Raw genomic sequence first — 11,765 nt, forward strand, 5'->3', positions numbered from 1 at the left:
GCGGAACCGGAGCGGTCGCCGCTGCCCAGCCTCGTCGGCTTGCGCGCGCCCGCCCTGCCGGTCAGCGCGCCGGTCGCGCCACGTGGTGATGATGTGGCGCCGTCCGCGCCCGCGCCGGCTCGCCCGCTGAGTTTTGGCAGTCTGCCGGCGCCCGCCGCACCGGCGACGACCGGGTCGACGAACGCCCCTGCTGCGACCGTGCCGGCCTCTCCCGCAGCGGAGCCGTCGCTTCTCGACCGGATCGGCGACGGGCTGCGAAATCTCAACGCGAACGGCGGCGGCGACCTGCTGACGTCCCTCGGCATCGGCCTCATGTCGACGCCCGGCTTCGGTCGCGGCGCGGCGGCCGGGCTGAAGGCCTACCAGGACAACGAGGGCAAGCGCGCTGCCTCCGCGCTGGCGCAGGCCGAGTTCGGGCTGAAGGCCCGGAAGGCGCAGCAGGAGCAGGGCGTCCAGAACCTTACCGCCCGGGCGATCATGACGAAGCTACCCGGCACCTCCGCCGAGGACGCCGTCGCGCTCGCGGGCAACCCCGACTTCGTGAAGAGCTTCCTCTCGGGGAACTATGGCGCGCCGGAGGGCTACGTCCGGACGTCGACCGGCCTCGTGCCGGTGGCGGGCGGCCCGCAGGACCTGGGAACGCTGAAGGCCCGCGCGCAGGCGCAGGCCGAGGGCACCGCGGCCGGGGCGAAGGACGATGTGCAGGTCATCACCCGCCTGGACGGGTCGATCGTCGGCGTGAACAAGTCGCGGATCGGCGAGACCGATGGCCCGTCCGCGCTGACCCCCGTCGCCCCGGCGACGGGCGGCGCCCGGGTGTGGGGCACGGTCGGTGCCGACGGTCGCGTGATCGAGCCTCCGCCCGGCACCCCGCCGGGCACGCCCGGCGCCTACGATGAGAAGGGCATGCCGCATGTCGCCCTGACGCAGGGCACGAACCAGCTTCCGCAGAAGGCCAACGCCGAGCTGGATCAGGCGGCCGTCAAGGCGATCACCGAGAGCCGGGCGAAGGCCGAGGGCGCAATCGGCACCATCGCCGCGATCAACCGGCAGAAGGAGGCGCTCGACCGTGGCATCGTGGCGGGCGCCGGCGCCGACTGGCGGACGCAGGCCCGGGCGATCACCGCGCAGGTCCTCGGCATCCCGGACAGCTACGTGACGAACTCGCAGCTGTTCGACCAGGCCGCGACCCAGAAGAGCGCCGAGCTGGCCAAGGCCATCTCGCAGTCCGGCCACACGACCAACATGGACCTCCAGCTCGGCAAGACGATCTCGTCGGGCGACCGGTCCAGCGTCGAAGCAGCCCTGCGCGCCGGCATCGAGGCGCAGGAGATCCTCGCCAAGAACACGATCGCCCACCACAACGCGAGCGTGGATCGGTTCGCGACGCCGGAGACGACGCAGCGCGCGGGCTTCTTCAAGGTGGAGCAGCCCGAGATCTACCAGTACAAGCCGGCCGCGCCTGACCGGGCCGCGGTCGAGTCCGAGATGCGCCGCCGCGGGATGATGCGCTGATGGATCTCTCGAAGATCTCCGACGACGAGCTGCAGCGCCTCTACCAGAGGGCGCCCGCGCCTCAGGCGACGGCCGGCGCCGCGCCGAAGGCGGATCTCGCCGGCATGTCGGATGCGGACCTGCTGAAGCTGCACCGCGGCTTCTCGGACGCGCCGACGGCGGACGAGCCGGGTGACGCCTCGGCCGCCGTCGGCCGCGGGCTGATCGAGGGCGTGCCGGTCGTGGGCCCGTACCTACTCGCGGGCGCGAACCGCGCCGCCGCCGGGATCCGCGCGCTGAAGAACGACACGCGCTTCTCCGACGAGCTGGCGAACGTCGAGCGGTTCGGCGAGCGCACGGCGGCCGAGCATCCGATCGCCTCCGGCCTCGGCGAGGCCGGCGGTGGTGTTGTCGGCGCCCTGCCCCTGATGGCGGCTGCTCCCGCGGCCTTCGGCATCTCGGGCGCTGCGCTGCCCGTGCGCATGGCAGCCTCCGCAGTCTCCGGCTCCGGCCTTGGCGCGGCGGATGCCGCGGTCCGGTCCGGTGGCGATCTCGGCGCGATCGAGCAGGGTGCCGCGATCGGCGGCGGTCTCGGCGCCGGAGGACCTCTGATCGGTGCGGGTGTCGGGCGGGTCGTGCGCGCCATCAAGGGCGGCAACCCGGGCGAGCACCTCCTGCGTGAGGCGACCCACGGCCTCACGGAATCCGAGCTGGCCGCGGCACAGTCGCTGCGCGATGGGGCGATGAACAGCCCGGGCGGACCGGTCGCGCTGTCGGTCGACGAGGCGCTGAACGCGGCCACCGGCGGCAAGGCGGTGCGGGCGTCGCAGCTCGCCCGGGTGGCGGCCAATTCCGGCGGCGAGGGCAGCCGGATCGCGGGCGAGTTCTACGCGGCCCGTCCGGCGCAGGTCGACAACGCCGGCCGCGCCCTGTTCGACCGCATCGGCGCCGAGCCCGCCAGCCCGACCGGACTCGGGTTCGATGTCCAGACCGCGGCGCGCCAGGGCATGATGCAGACGCCGGAGGGCACGGCGCTGTCGCAGGCACGCGCGGCGACCGGCCCTCGAATCACCCCTGAGCAGGCCGGCCGCACCATCCAGGGCGAGCTCCGCGGCGTGGCCGATGGCCTGGAGGCGCGCCGGGCCGCGCAGGCGGACATCGACTATCGCGCCGCCCGTGCTGCGCCGGAGACGGTCGGCATCGAGCGCACGACCACGGTGGAGCGCCCTGGCGAGCCCATTGTGACGCCGCAGCGGTACAGCCGCCCGCAGTTCGCGGATGGCGCGCCCGCTCCGCTCGGGCCGCCCCCGGGCCGCGCCGACGGCGCCATTCAGGAGGCCGGCCCGGTCAGCCTCGGGCGGTTCATCGCCCAGAACGGCGGCCTGCCGCTCGAAGGCGACGTGCTCGCCACCGACCTGCACAAGTTCGGCATCCCCGGGCTCGGCAACGTCGCGCGCCCGGGCGGGAAGTCGATCGACAGCTTCTGGCGCGAGCGACTGATCGAGGAGGGGTACTTCCGCCCCGACGCCGACGGCGGCATGGCTCGGGACATCTCGTCCGAGCTGCTGCGCAAGCTTCAGAACGAGCAGCGCGGCGTCCCCTCGTATCCGCTCGGCTCCAGCCGGGCGATGGGAGCCGGTCCGACTGCGGGGCAGCTCGGGGACGAGTATGCCGCCGCGCTCTCGCAGGCGGAGACCCGGCTGAATGGCGATCTCCGGGCCGCCGGTATCGACCCGGCCAGCGTACACCCCGACGTCCGGTCGCGGACCCTCGGCGCCCTGATGCGCGGGGAGACCGCCGAGCCCCTCGACGCGTTCGAGCGCACCGTGAACGCAATGCGGGAGCAGCCTGCGCCGCTCGTGAAGACGCCGATGGTGACGGAGGAAATCCCCGACGTCCGGTTCGGGCAGGTCGACCCGCGCCCGGCGCTCGCCGCGGTGGCGGAGCAGGGCCGCACGGCGAAGGGCGATGTGCGGGGCGCCCTGACGGCGGTTGGCCGCGACCTGCGCGAGCCCGGCGGCGACCTCGACATGAGCGTCGCCGGTCTGCTGCACGCCCGCGAGCGGCTCGACTTCAGCATCCGCGCCGCGCAGGACATCGGCGACGCCACGAAGGTGCGCGACCTCCAGGCCACCCGCTCGGCCCTCGACGCACAGTTGAAGAGCGTGCCGGAGGTGGCGACCGCCGACGCGAACTTCGCTGCCAACTCGGCGCCGCTGGAGCCGTTCGCCGGCAACAACCCGCTCGGACGCGTGGTCCGGCGGGACGATCTCACCGGCCGCATGGCGACGCCGGCCGAGCAGGTCCCGGGCATCGTCGGCCAGCCGTCCGCCGCGCGCGAGATGCTGGCCCAGCCGGCGCCGAACTCGCGCCAGGCCCTCGGCCGCCACGTCGAGACGCAGATCCTCGACCGGGCAACCGGCGCGAGCGGCGACCTCTCGGCCGACACGCTGCGCGCGGCGATGCGCGAGCATGCCGACGTCCTCGACGCCCTCCCCGAGGTTCGGGATCGGCTCTCACGGCTGACGATGGCGCGCGAGGGCATGGCCAGGATCGAGGCGTCGCCGCTCGGCCAGATCGCGCAGCGTCCCGACGTGGCGGCGGCGACCCGCGCCCTGTTCGCCCCGAACCCGGGCACCGGTAGCCATGTCGAGGTGGCGAGCGCGATGCAGGCCCTGGTCCGCAATGACGCTCCGGCTGCCCAGAGCCTCGCCCGGACCTATCTGGAGATGGTGTTCAACGAAGCGACCCAGCAGTCGAAGGGCGTCGCCTCGCAGTACGGTGGCGCCGGGTTCGCCTCGGCGATCCGGGGCAACGCGCAGCAGCGCCACAACCTCGAAGCGGTGATCCGGGCGCTGCCCGAGGGCGAGACGCGCTGGGGCGGTCTCGACCGGCTACTGACAACCCTGGAGGCGACCGGTTACCGGCCGGCGAAGGGGTCGGACACTGCGTTTAACCACGCCATCCAGAAGGAATTCCAGTCCGGCAAGACCCACGTCGGGCAGGCGGTCTCGGATGCCGTCACCGGCATGGCTGCTGGTGCGATTGCGGGCGGACCGAAGGCGATGCTCGCTGGTCTCGCGGTCGGCGCCAAGCACGGGATTGGTGACGCGATGATGCGGGCGCGGATGCTGAACAGCGGTGAGGCCGTGGCGCGGCTGATGTTCGACCCGAAGGCCCTCCCGGATCTCCGGGCGCTGTCGAAGTCCCCGCCCGGCAGCAAGAACGCCGAGCTGTTCACGACCCGGCTGCTATCACTGGCGAATGCGGGTCTGTCGCCTGCGCGCGAGCCAGCCCAGCAGTAGAGGTCGGTAGCCATAGAAGGCGAGCACGAGCCAGCCGGCGAGCATCAGGATGCCGAGCGTCCCGACGCCGATCGCGCCCTGCAGGCTGGTCATGATCGGCGGCACGATGGCGTGCAGCACCCACGACAGCGCGGCCATCGCTACGGTGAAGAGCGCCCAGCAGAGGATGACGTCGGTGCGGGTCGGCATCGGCGGAGCTTAGCATGCTTCGCCGCTATTCGGGAGCCTTAGTACCGAGCGCCGCGCGATCCGTAGGTGCCATTGTGGTAGTTATAGTTGCCCGACGTGCTGTAATTATCAGTCTGAGTGTTGTTCGGGTTGGTCGAGTAGTGCGGCTGGACGTACGTCCCCGAATTGGTCGTATAGCCGCGCGTGTAGTGACTGTTCGAGTTCGATCCGGTGCCGTAGCCATATCCCTGGGCGGCGGCGGCACCCACGGAGCCGAGCATCAGCGCGGTTGCGAGAAGCGTCTTCATCGAGGTTTCCTCTCAGGCATCACGAGCCCGGGACAACCTACGCGAGTGGCCGGCGCGCCTGCTATGGCGCCGCCGCCACAGTCTCGCCGCATTGTGAGATGGCTCAGATAATCGCCCACACGGCCAACGCGAAGCCTACGCAGACCGTCAGGTTGAGTATGATCCGGAGCCCGCGGCGCATGGCCCGATCATAGCACAGGTGTTCCGCGGAACACCTGTCAGCGCGCGCGTCGGGCCAGCCAGAGCGCGCTGAGACCCAAAACAGCATTTGATTTACATCACCAATAATAGTGACGGCAAACAGCCAGCCCGATCAGAGCAGTTACCATACCCAAAAATGCGCCCCCTGGCATGAATAATAATACGACCATATAGCTAGCCGTCCCTTCCATTGGGCTAATTTTCATCAGATCAATATACAAATTTCCAGCAATAAAACCCAATATTCCACCCAGTATCACTCCACATACGGCGGCGCCTAGATAGGCAAGAGCTGTCAATAAAGATTGATCGAGCGCCATTCAATCGCTGCTCCGTCGCGTCGTTGTGGACGGCACAGTTTAATGTTATACCGGTTATGCAACAAGTACGCTCTCTGGTTGTGCTAGCGCCAATCTTCGGTCTGACTAGCCTCATCGGCACTGTTACAGCCTGCCACATTGTGGATCGGCTCAGACGATCGCTCACACAGCCAGTGCAAAGCCTACGCACACCGTCACGTTAAGCAGGATCTGGAGCCAGCGGGGCGTGGCGGCATGCCTAGCACGTCACGGTTGTGTACGCTTCAAGGTCCCTTGGAACTCACACGAGGCGCCGTGCCACATCATGCAGCCCTGCTCCTCCAACACGACCGACCGGAAACCCGAGGTGTAGCGAGCGGTGATCCGGCAGGTTTGACCACCTTCAGTTTTGCTGAAGACGACCGTGTCGGGTCCAGTCGGCCGCCCCTTCATGGTCACCCCACCGCCGCAGCCTTTGGTTCCCGTTGAGAACTCGGCCGTGAAGCCGGCTGCGCCGGCTGCCTTTACCTCGACGCCCTGCTCGTAGCCGTCTTCTTTGTGCCCGAAGGTGCCCGTTGCCTTGGCTCCTGGGCCTGTAGCATGTGCAACCGTGGAGACGAGCAAGAGCGGGAGGATCGCGAGCCGGCGGAGCATCATCGCACCTTGTCAGATCGAGGAGGGCGATAGCCCTGAGCAGCCCGCACGATGATCGCCACGAAACTCAGGGCCAGCAACAGAACCAACACCTCGTAGGCCCACGGCCCAAGCCAGGATGCGACCTCGTCCGGCACGTGACGCACGAGCGTGCGCACGATCCCCGCGGCGAGCGCGATCAGCGTGACGAGGCCGAGGGCGAATTGGAGCCAGCGGGGCATCGGCAACGTGTACCACGATGCCGGACAAACCGCAGCTTGCCGGCGTCGATGTAGGCGCCCATCAATTGGGCTTGGGCGACGCCATATTTAATGATATTCAGCCAAGTTGGATAATCCGATATCAATATTCACAGGCGATGGAGGCGATCGTGTTATTTTTCCGCCTGCAGCTTATCGCGAGCGCTAATAAGTTATTGATAGCAAATCTACCTGAAATAACACAGCCCTACGGATCGTTCGTGGCAGGACAGTTTTTCACGTGGAATGGCCATACATATCGTATTGAAGATGTGGCACACGGTGCGATTGCGCAGCAGAATGGACCCCTATTGATGGAAACAAGTCTTCTGCTTTCGTGATTGCGCGGCCTTGCCGTCGTGTTGGGCCTCCGTCACGTCTTCTAATCTTCCAGAAGCTTCACACCTCCACGGCTGATCGGGCCGGGCCGCTTGAGCAAGCGTCCGGCCCACCCCTTGACCCGACGGGCGAAGTGCCCGAAACAGCCAGCGTCGCGAGCGCTGTGCGCCCGACCCTGCAAGGCCCGCCATCGCGCGGGTCTTTTGCGTTTCAGGACCTCCCAGCATGCCGACTGCCGCAGACCGCGACGCGCTGATCGCCAGCGCGCAGCGCATCGGCGCGGATCCGCTCGACTACGCGACCGTGATGTCGTTTGAGAGCGGGTTCAGCCCTTCGATCCGGGGCGGCTCGGGTAACCGGCACATCGGCCTGATCCAGTTCGGGCCGACCGAGCAGCAGAAGTACGGCGCGAGCCAGGATCAGAGCTTCTCGGATCAGCTTCCCGCCGTCGAGCGCTACCTGACCGACCGCGGCTTCAAGCCCGGCATGGGGATGCTCGACCTCTACTCGACGGTGAACGCCGGATCGCCCGGGCTGTACGACCGGAGCGACACGGCGAACGGCGGCACGCCCGGCACGGTCGCCGACAAGGTCAACAGCCAGATGGCCGGGCACCGAGCGAAGGCAGCAGCCTTCCTCGGCGGCGCGTTCTCGCCCGGCTCGGCCTCGCCCCGCGGCGCCTTCGGCCTATCCGGCCCGGTCGCGGCCGGTACCGAGGGTTCGGTTACGCCAGCCGGCGGCGCCGCGATGCAGTCGCCCGAGGCGGATCGCACGCTCCAGGTCGCCGCGCTGCTCCGGACGCTCTCCGCCGCCGACGGGCCGGCCGCCTCCCCGGTGGCGCAGGCTGCTGCGGCGCCCGCCCCGGCCCCGGTGCAGATGCACCCGGCCCGCCGGCAGGCCCCCGCCTTCGACGCGCAGCGCTTCTTCGCGCTGCTGCCTGGCGCCCAGACCCGCTAACCCGAGGACGAGCCTATGCCCGGCGCAGCCTTTTGGGACGAAGCGCCCTCGGGCAACGACGTCTCGGATCCCCCGATCATCTTCAACGAGGGGCAGCCGGCCAAGACCATCAACGACGCCATGCGCGCGCTGATGGCGTCGGTGAAGCTCTGGATGCTCGACAACTCGGGCGTGAACCAAGCCTACGGGTCGGACGCCTACACCGTCATCACCCGGCAGACCTTGTCAGCGAAGGTTACGGCGCAGGCGCACACGCTGAAATTCCGGACCACGACGACCAACCTCAACCCGTGCACCCTGGCGGCCGACGGGAACGATCCGAAGCCGTGGCTGCGCTCGGACGGGACGCAGTTCGGGCCCGGCGATATCGGCCAGAACGTCGTCTGGTCGGTGGTCTATGACCCGGACGCGAAGGTCTACCGCACCCTGTCGCCGACCACGGAGGCGGCCGGGAAGATCGCGGCGTTCGGCGGCCCCAACGTGCCGTCGGGTTGGGAGATCTGTGACGGCCGCCCGGTCTCGCGCGCCTCCTACGCCACTCTGTTCGCCGCGATCAGCAGCCTGTGGGGCGTCGGTGACGGCTTCCAGACCTTCAACCTGCCGGACCTGCGCGGGCGCAGCCTCTTCGGCGCAAACCGCGGGCTGAGCCTGCTCACCTCGGCCGGCGGTCTCGTCGGGTCGCTCGGCACGCTCGGCGGCTCCGAGGTCGTGGCGATGCTGCCGAACCAGATGCCGCGGCACATGCACACCTCGACCATGTCGCCGGCCGGCTTCTTCCAGCCGAACGTCCAGTCCGCCGGCTCGCACAACCATGGCGGCACCAACATCGACGGCGCCCACGACCACACCGGCTCGACCAACGTGACCGGCGCTCACGTCCACACCGGGACCAGCGACATCAGCGGCGATCATGCCCACGTCGTGCAGTACGGCTACGGGCTGGTCAGCACCGCGACCCCGAACAACGCCCAGGTCGTGACGGGCATCAACCTCGGCTCGCAGGGCAACGGCCAGACGACCCAGAGCGGCCCACATTCGCACACCTTCACCACGGGCGGAGCGGGCAACCACGGGCACAGCTTCGCGACCGATCCGGGCGGCACGCACAGCCACGGCATCCAGCTCGACGGCGGCCACATCCACACAATCGATCCGACGCCGAACCACACCCACACGCTGGTGATCGACACGGCCGGCTCGGGCGACCCGCACCCGAACGTGCCGCCGGGCGCGGTGGTGACGTGGGCGATCAAGACCTGAGGACCGGATGAGCGCTTTCGACTGGAAGACCGACCCGACCCAGAACGGGCAGGTCGACGCCGCCGTGCCGGCGCTGCCCGGGACCTCGGCGCGCCTGCTGCCGGATGCGGCCCGCGGGATCATGGCCGGCGTCGCCATGCTCGTCGGTGATCAGGGGGGCGCCCTGGTCTCGCAGGGCCTGACCGACGTGTTCGAGGTGCAGACCCTGTCCGGTCTGAAGCCGGCGCCGGGCGTGATGATCGGCTTCTGGGCGCATCGCGACAGCGTGGCCGAGCCGGCGCTCGCGGTCGACGGGTTCGGCCCGGCGCCGTTGCGCGCGGCCGACGGCGGCGAGCTCGCACCGGGGGCCATGCGCAAGGGCGAGTTCCAGCTCGTCGTCTGGGACGAGGCGATCGCTTCCGGCGCGCCGGCCTGGCGCAAGGTGAACCCGGCTCCGACCGATCTCGGCGTGCTCAACATCGCGACGCTTCTAGCCGCGCTCCAGGCGATCCTCCCGACCTCGGCGCCGCCCGGCAAGGGCAAGCTCTGGTTCAACGAGGGCCAGCTCGTCGTGACGACGGGAGACTGACATGAGCGCCTTCGACTGGTCCACCAGCCCGGCGGCGAACGCGTCGGCGGACCCCGACGTGCCGGCCCGCGACGGGACCTCCGCGCGCGACCTGCCCGGGCTCCTGCGCAGCATTATGGCGGCGCAGGCCGCGCTCCTGGCCGATCAGGGCGGCGCGATCCGGACCGCCGGACTGGCCAACGCCTACCTCGCGCGCACCGCCTCGGGCGTGGCGAGGATGCGACCCGGCGTGGCGATCCTGGTCCAGGCCGACCGGGACAACACGAACAGCCCGACGCTGAACGTCGACAGCCTCGGTGCGCGGCCGTGGCGCGACCTCGATGGCTCGCCGCCGCCCGCCGGCCGGATCCAGGCCGGCGCCTTCTACCTCGCGGTCGCCAACGGCTCGACCTGGACCTCGGATTTCGGCGCCCTCGCCCGTGCCGACGCCCAGGATATCGCGATCAGTACGGCCCTCATCTTCGGCGGGATCTGACATGAAGCTGCCCCCCATCCTCACGGGCATCGTCCTCGATCCCGTCGCCGGCACGCTCGACTTCTCGGCCCTCGGCGCCGACTTCGACCCGCGCACGGTGCTGGGCGTCCTCCACGAGCCGAGCAACCGCTTCGTCTTCGCCAAGGGGCGCCCCGGGCTCGGCTACGTCTCGACCGCCGGCGCGGTGATGACGCTGGCCACGGACGTGTCCGGCCTCACCGCCGGGCCGCTGACCGGCTTCCTCGACGACGGCGCGCTGATCGCCACCGACGCGCGCCTCGAAGCGTGCCGCGCGCTGCTCGCGACCGGCAACGCGACGCTGTCGAACCTCTCGACCGCGCTCGGCACCCCGGCCGACGTCGCTCCCGGGTCCGACGCGGCGGCCGGCTCCCTGATCGCCAAGGCGACACGGCTGCTCGCGACCCAGTCCGGGATCGCCGTCATCCTCGCCGCGATCCGGGACCGCCTACCTGCGGCCCTGGTCGGCGGTCGCCTCCCGGTCGACGGGTCCGGCGTGGTGCAGCCGGTCTCCGGAACCGTCAGCCTCGGGGCCGGCGCGGCGCAGATCGGCACCATCGGCAACGCCTTCGCCCTCGATGCGACCGCGCAGGCCGGCAACACCAGCACCGCGGCGATCGCCGCGGCGACCGGGACGAGCGCCGATGCGGCGACGGCATCGGGTGCGAGCACCTCCGTCATCGGCGCATTGCGGGCGATCCGGGATCGGCTGCTCGGCACGCTGGCAGTCTCTGGCACGGTCACATCGAACCAGGGCGCGGCCGGCGCCGCCGCCTGGAAGGTCGACGGATCCGGCGTGACGCAGCCGGTCAGCGCCGCCGCCCTGCCGCTTCCGGCCGGCGCCGCGACCGCGACCAACCAAGCCTCGCAGATCTCCGCGCTCGGCGCGCCGGCCGACGCCGCCTACGCGGGCGGGGCGACGGCCTCGATTATCGCGGCGCTGAAGGGGCTCTACGCGGCGATGATCGCCGCCACCCCGGCAGGGGCGAACATCATCGGCAAGGTCGGCCTGGATCAGACTACGCCCGGCACGACGAACGGCGTGGTGGTGAACAGCTCGGCGCTTCCGGCCGGCGGCGCCACGGCGGCGAACCAAGCGAGCGAGATCGCGCAGCTCACGGCCGCCAATCAGCGCACGGCCTTCTACGTGGACTATGGCCCGGGCTCGCTGGCGGCAGGCGCTTCGGCGGCCAACAACGCCTACGACGCAGGAGCCAATCCGGCGCCGTACACGAAGTTCAACGCGACCTTCGCGTCGACTCAGGCGATTACCGCCATCGTGCAGGGGTCGTACGACGGAGCGACGTTCTTCGAGGTGTTCAGCGGCGCGGTACCGGCGCCGCCGACCGGGTCGACCTATGGCGCGCTCAACGTAACCGTGCCGGTCACCCTCCGCTACTACCGCACCAAGATCATCGGCAACGCTTCCGCGGCCGCCACGGTCCTGGTCACCCACTCCTTCAGCGCGAACTGAGGCTCG

Annotated in this window: 13 protein-coding genes; 8 read left to right on the plus strand and 5 right to left on the minus strand. The window is 70.0% G+C overall.

All coding sequences use genetic code 11. The features are described 5' to 3' along the window. The first annotated feature begins 198 nt into the window (after positions 1-198). Positions 199-1,515 carry a hypothetical protein gene (locus MMR14E_RS08070; RefSeq protein WP_331313626.1) on the plus strand — a complete coding sequence of 439 codons (1,317 nt, stop codon included), beginning with the start codon at positions 199-201 and terminating at the stop codon, positions 1,513-1,515. Continuing rightward, a complete protein-coding gene (locus tag MMR14E_RS08075) occupies positions 1,515-4,799 on the plus strand; it encodes a hypothetical protein (RefSeq protein ID WP_331313627.1) in 3,285 nt (1,094 codons plus the stop codon). The genes MMR14E_RS08070 and MMR14E_RS08075 overlap by 1 nt, the downstream gene beginning before the upstream one ends. Here MMR14E_RS08075 and MMR14E_RS08080 read toward each other — a convergent pair. The 5 genes from MMR14E_RS08080 to MMR14E_RS08100 form a co-directional block, all read right to left on the minus strand. Continuing rightward, the gene (locus tag MMR14E_RS08080; protein WP_331313628.1) at positions 4,749-4,988 is read right to left on the minus strand and encodes a hypothetical protein; all 240 of its coding nucleotides are present in this window, start codon (positions 4,986-4,988) and stop codon (positions 4,749-4,751) included. The two genes, MMR14E_RS08075 and MMR14E_RS08080, sit on opposite strands and share 51 nt — an antisense overlap. A gap of 38 nt (positions 4,989-5,026) precedes the next feature. Further along, entirely contained in the window at positions 5,027-5,275 is a 249-nt protein-coding gene (locus MMR14E_RS08085; RefSeq protein WP_331313629.1) for a hypothetical protein, read from the minus strand. A 278-nt stretch (positions 5,276-5,553) separates the two neighbouring features. Then, a complete protein-coding gene (locus tag MMR14E_RS08090) occupies positions 5,554-5,796 on the minus strand; it encodes a hypothetical protein (RefSeq protein WP_331313630.1) in 243 nt (80 codons plus the stop codon). Between the two features lie 246 nt (positions 5,797-6,042). Beyond that, complete coding sequence (locus MMR14E_RS08095; RefSeq protein ID WP_331313631.1) at positions 6,043-6,432, minus strand: hypothetical protein; 390 nt, start codon at positions 6,430-6,432, stop codon at positions 6,043-6,045. Beyond that, a complete protein-coding gene (locus MMR14E_RS08100; protein ID WP_331313632.1) occupies positions 6,429-6,650 on the minus strand; it encodes a hypothetical protein in 222 nt (73 codons plus the stop codon). Before MMR14E_RS08100 ends, MMR14E_RS08095 begins: the two co-directional genes overlap by 4 nt. A 17-nt stretch (positions 6,651-6,667) precedes the next feature. On the opposite strand from MMR14E_RS08100, the gene MMR14E_RS08105 reads away from it, so the two are divergent. The 6 genes from MMR14E_RS08105 to MMR14E_RS08130 all read left to right on the plus strand — a co-directional run bounded on the left by MMR14E_RS08105 (position 6,668) and on the right by MMR14E_RS08130 (position 11,759). Beyond that, positions 6,668-7,009 carry a hypothetical protein gene (locus MMR14E_RS08105; protein ID WP_331313633.1) on the plus strand — a complete coding sequence of 114 codons (342 nt, stop codon included), beginning with the start codon at positions 6,668-6,670 and terminating at the stop codon, positions 7,007-7,009. Between the two features lie 223 nt (positions 7,010-7,232). Beyond that, on the plus strand, positions 7,233-7,964 hold the full coding sequence (locus MMR14E_RS08110) for a hypothetical protein (protein WP_331313634.1): 732 nt from the start codon (positions 7,233-7,235) through the stop codon (positions 7,962-7,964). Between the two features lie 15 nt (positions 7,965-7,979). Continuing rightward, positions 7,980-9,224, plus strand: coding sequence for a phage tail protein (locus MMR14E_RS08115; RefSeq protein ID WP_331313635.1), 1,245 nt, complete (start codon positions 7,980-7,982; stop codon positions 9,222-9,224). 7 nt (positions 9,225-9,231) lie between these two features. After that, positions 9,232-9,792, plus strand: a complete 561-nt coding sequence (locus MMR14E_RS08120; RefSeq protein ID WP_331313636.1) for a hypothetical protein — start codon at positions 9,232-9,234, stop codon at positions 9,790-9,792. A gap of 1 nt (position 9,793) precedes the next feature. Beyond that, a complete protein-coding gene (locus MMR14E_RS08125; protein WP_331313637.1) occupies positions 9,794-10,267 on the plus strand; it encodes a hypothetical protein in 474 nt (157 codons plus the stop codon). Between the two features lies 1 nt (position 10,268). Next, a complete protein-coding gene (locus MMR14E_RS08130; protein ID WP_331313638.1) occupies positions 10,269-11,759 on the plus strand; it encodes a hypothetical protein in 1,491 nt (496 codons plus the stop codon). Positions 11,760-11,765 lie beyond the last annotated feature (6 nt).

The sequence above is a fragment of the Methylobacterium mesophilicum genome (assembly GCF_036441335.1).
GTDB classification, from domain to species: Bacteria; Pseudomonadota; Alphaproteobacteria; order Rhizobiales; family Beijerinckiaceae; genus Methylobacterium; species Methylobacterium mesophilicum_B.

What these genes read in the sequence shown, in the direction of transcription:
- MMR14E_RS08075 (WP_331313627.1), top strand. Translation starts at nt 1,515, where the DNA reads ATGGATCTCTCGAAGATCTCCGACGACGAGCTGCAGCGCCTCTACCAG.
- MMR14E_RS08080 (WP_331313628.1), bottom strand. Translation starts at nt 4,988, where the DNA reads ATGCCGACCCGCACCGACGTCATCCTCTGCTGGGCGCTCTTCACCGTA.
- MMR14E_RS08085 (WP_331313629.1), bottom strand. Translation starts at nt 5,275, where the DNA reads ATGAAGACGCTTCTCGCAACCGCGCTGATGCTCGGCTCCGTGGGTGCC.
- MMR14E_RS08090 (WP_331313630.1), bottom strand. Translation starts at nt 5,796, where the DNA reads ATGGCGCTCGATCAATCTTTATTGACAGCTCTTGCCTATCTAGGCGCC.
- MMR14E_RS08095 (WP_331313631.1), bottom strand. Translation starts at nt 6,432, where the DNA reads ATGATGCTCCGCCGGCTCGCGATCCTCCCGCTCTTGCTCGTCTCCACG.
- MMR14E_RS08100 (WP_331313632.1), bottom strand. Translation starts at nt 6,650, where the DNA reads ATGCCCCGCTGGCTCCAATTCGCCCTCGGCCTCGTCACGCTGATCGCG.
- MMR14E_RS08105 (WP_331313633.1), top strand. Translation starts at nt 6,668, where the DNA reads ATGCCGGACAAACCGCAGCTTGCCGGCGTCGATGTAGGCGCCCATCAA.
- MMR14E_RS08110 (WP_331313634.1), top strand. Translation starts at nt 7,233, where the DNA reads ATGCCGACTGCCGCAGACCGCGACGCGCTGATCGCCAGCGCGCAGCGC.
- MMR14E_RS08115 (WP_331313635.1), top strand. Translation starts at nt 7,980, where the DNA reads ATGCCCGGCGCAGCCTTTTGGGACGAAGCGCCCTCGGGCAACGACGTC.
- MMR14E_RS08120 (WP_331313636.1), top strand. Translation starts at nt 9,232, where the DNA reads ATGAGCGCTTTCGACTGGAAGACCGACCCGACCCAGAACGGGCAGGTC.
- MMR14E_RS08125 (WP_331313637.1), top strand. Translation starts at nt 9,794, where the DNA reads ATGAGCGCCTTCGACTGGTCCACCAGCCCGGCGGCGAACGCGTCGGCG.
- MMR14E_RS08130 (WP_331313638.1), top strand. Translation starts at nt 10,269, where the DNA reads ATGAAGCTGCCCCCCATCCTCACGGGCATCGTCCTCGATCCCGTCGCC.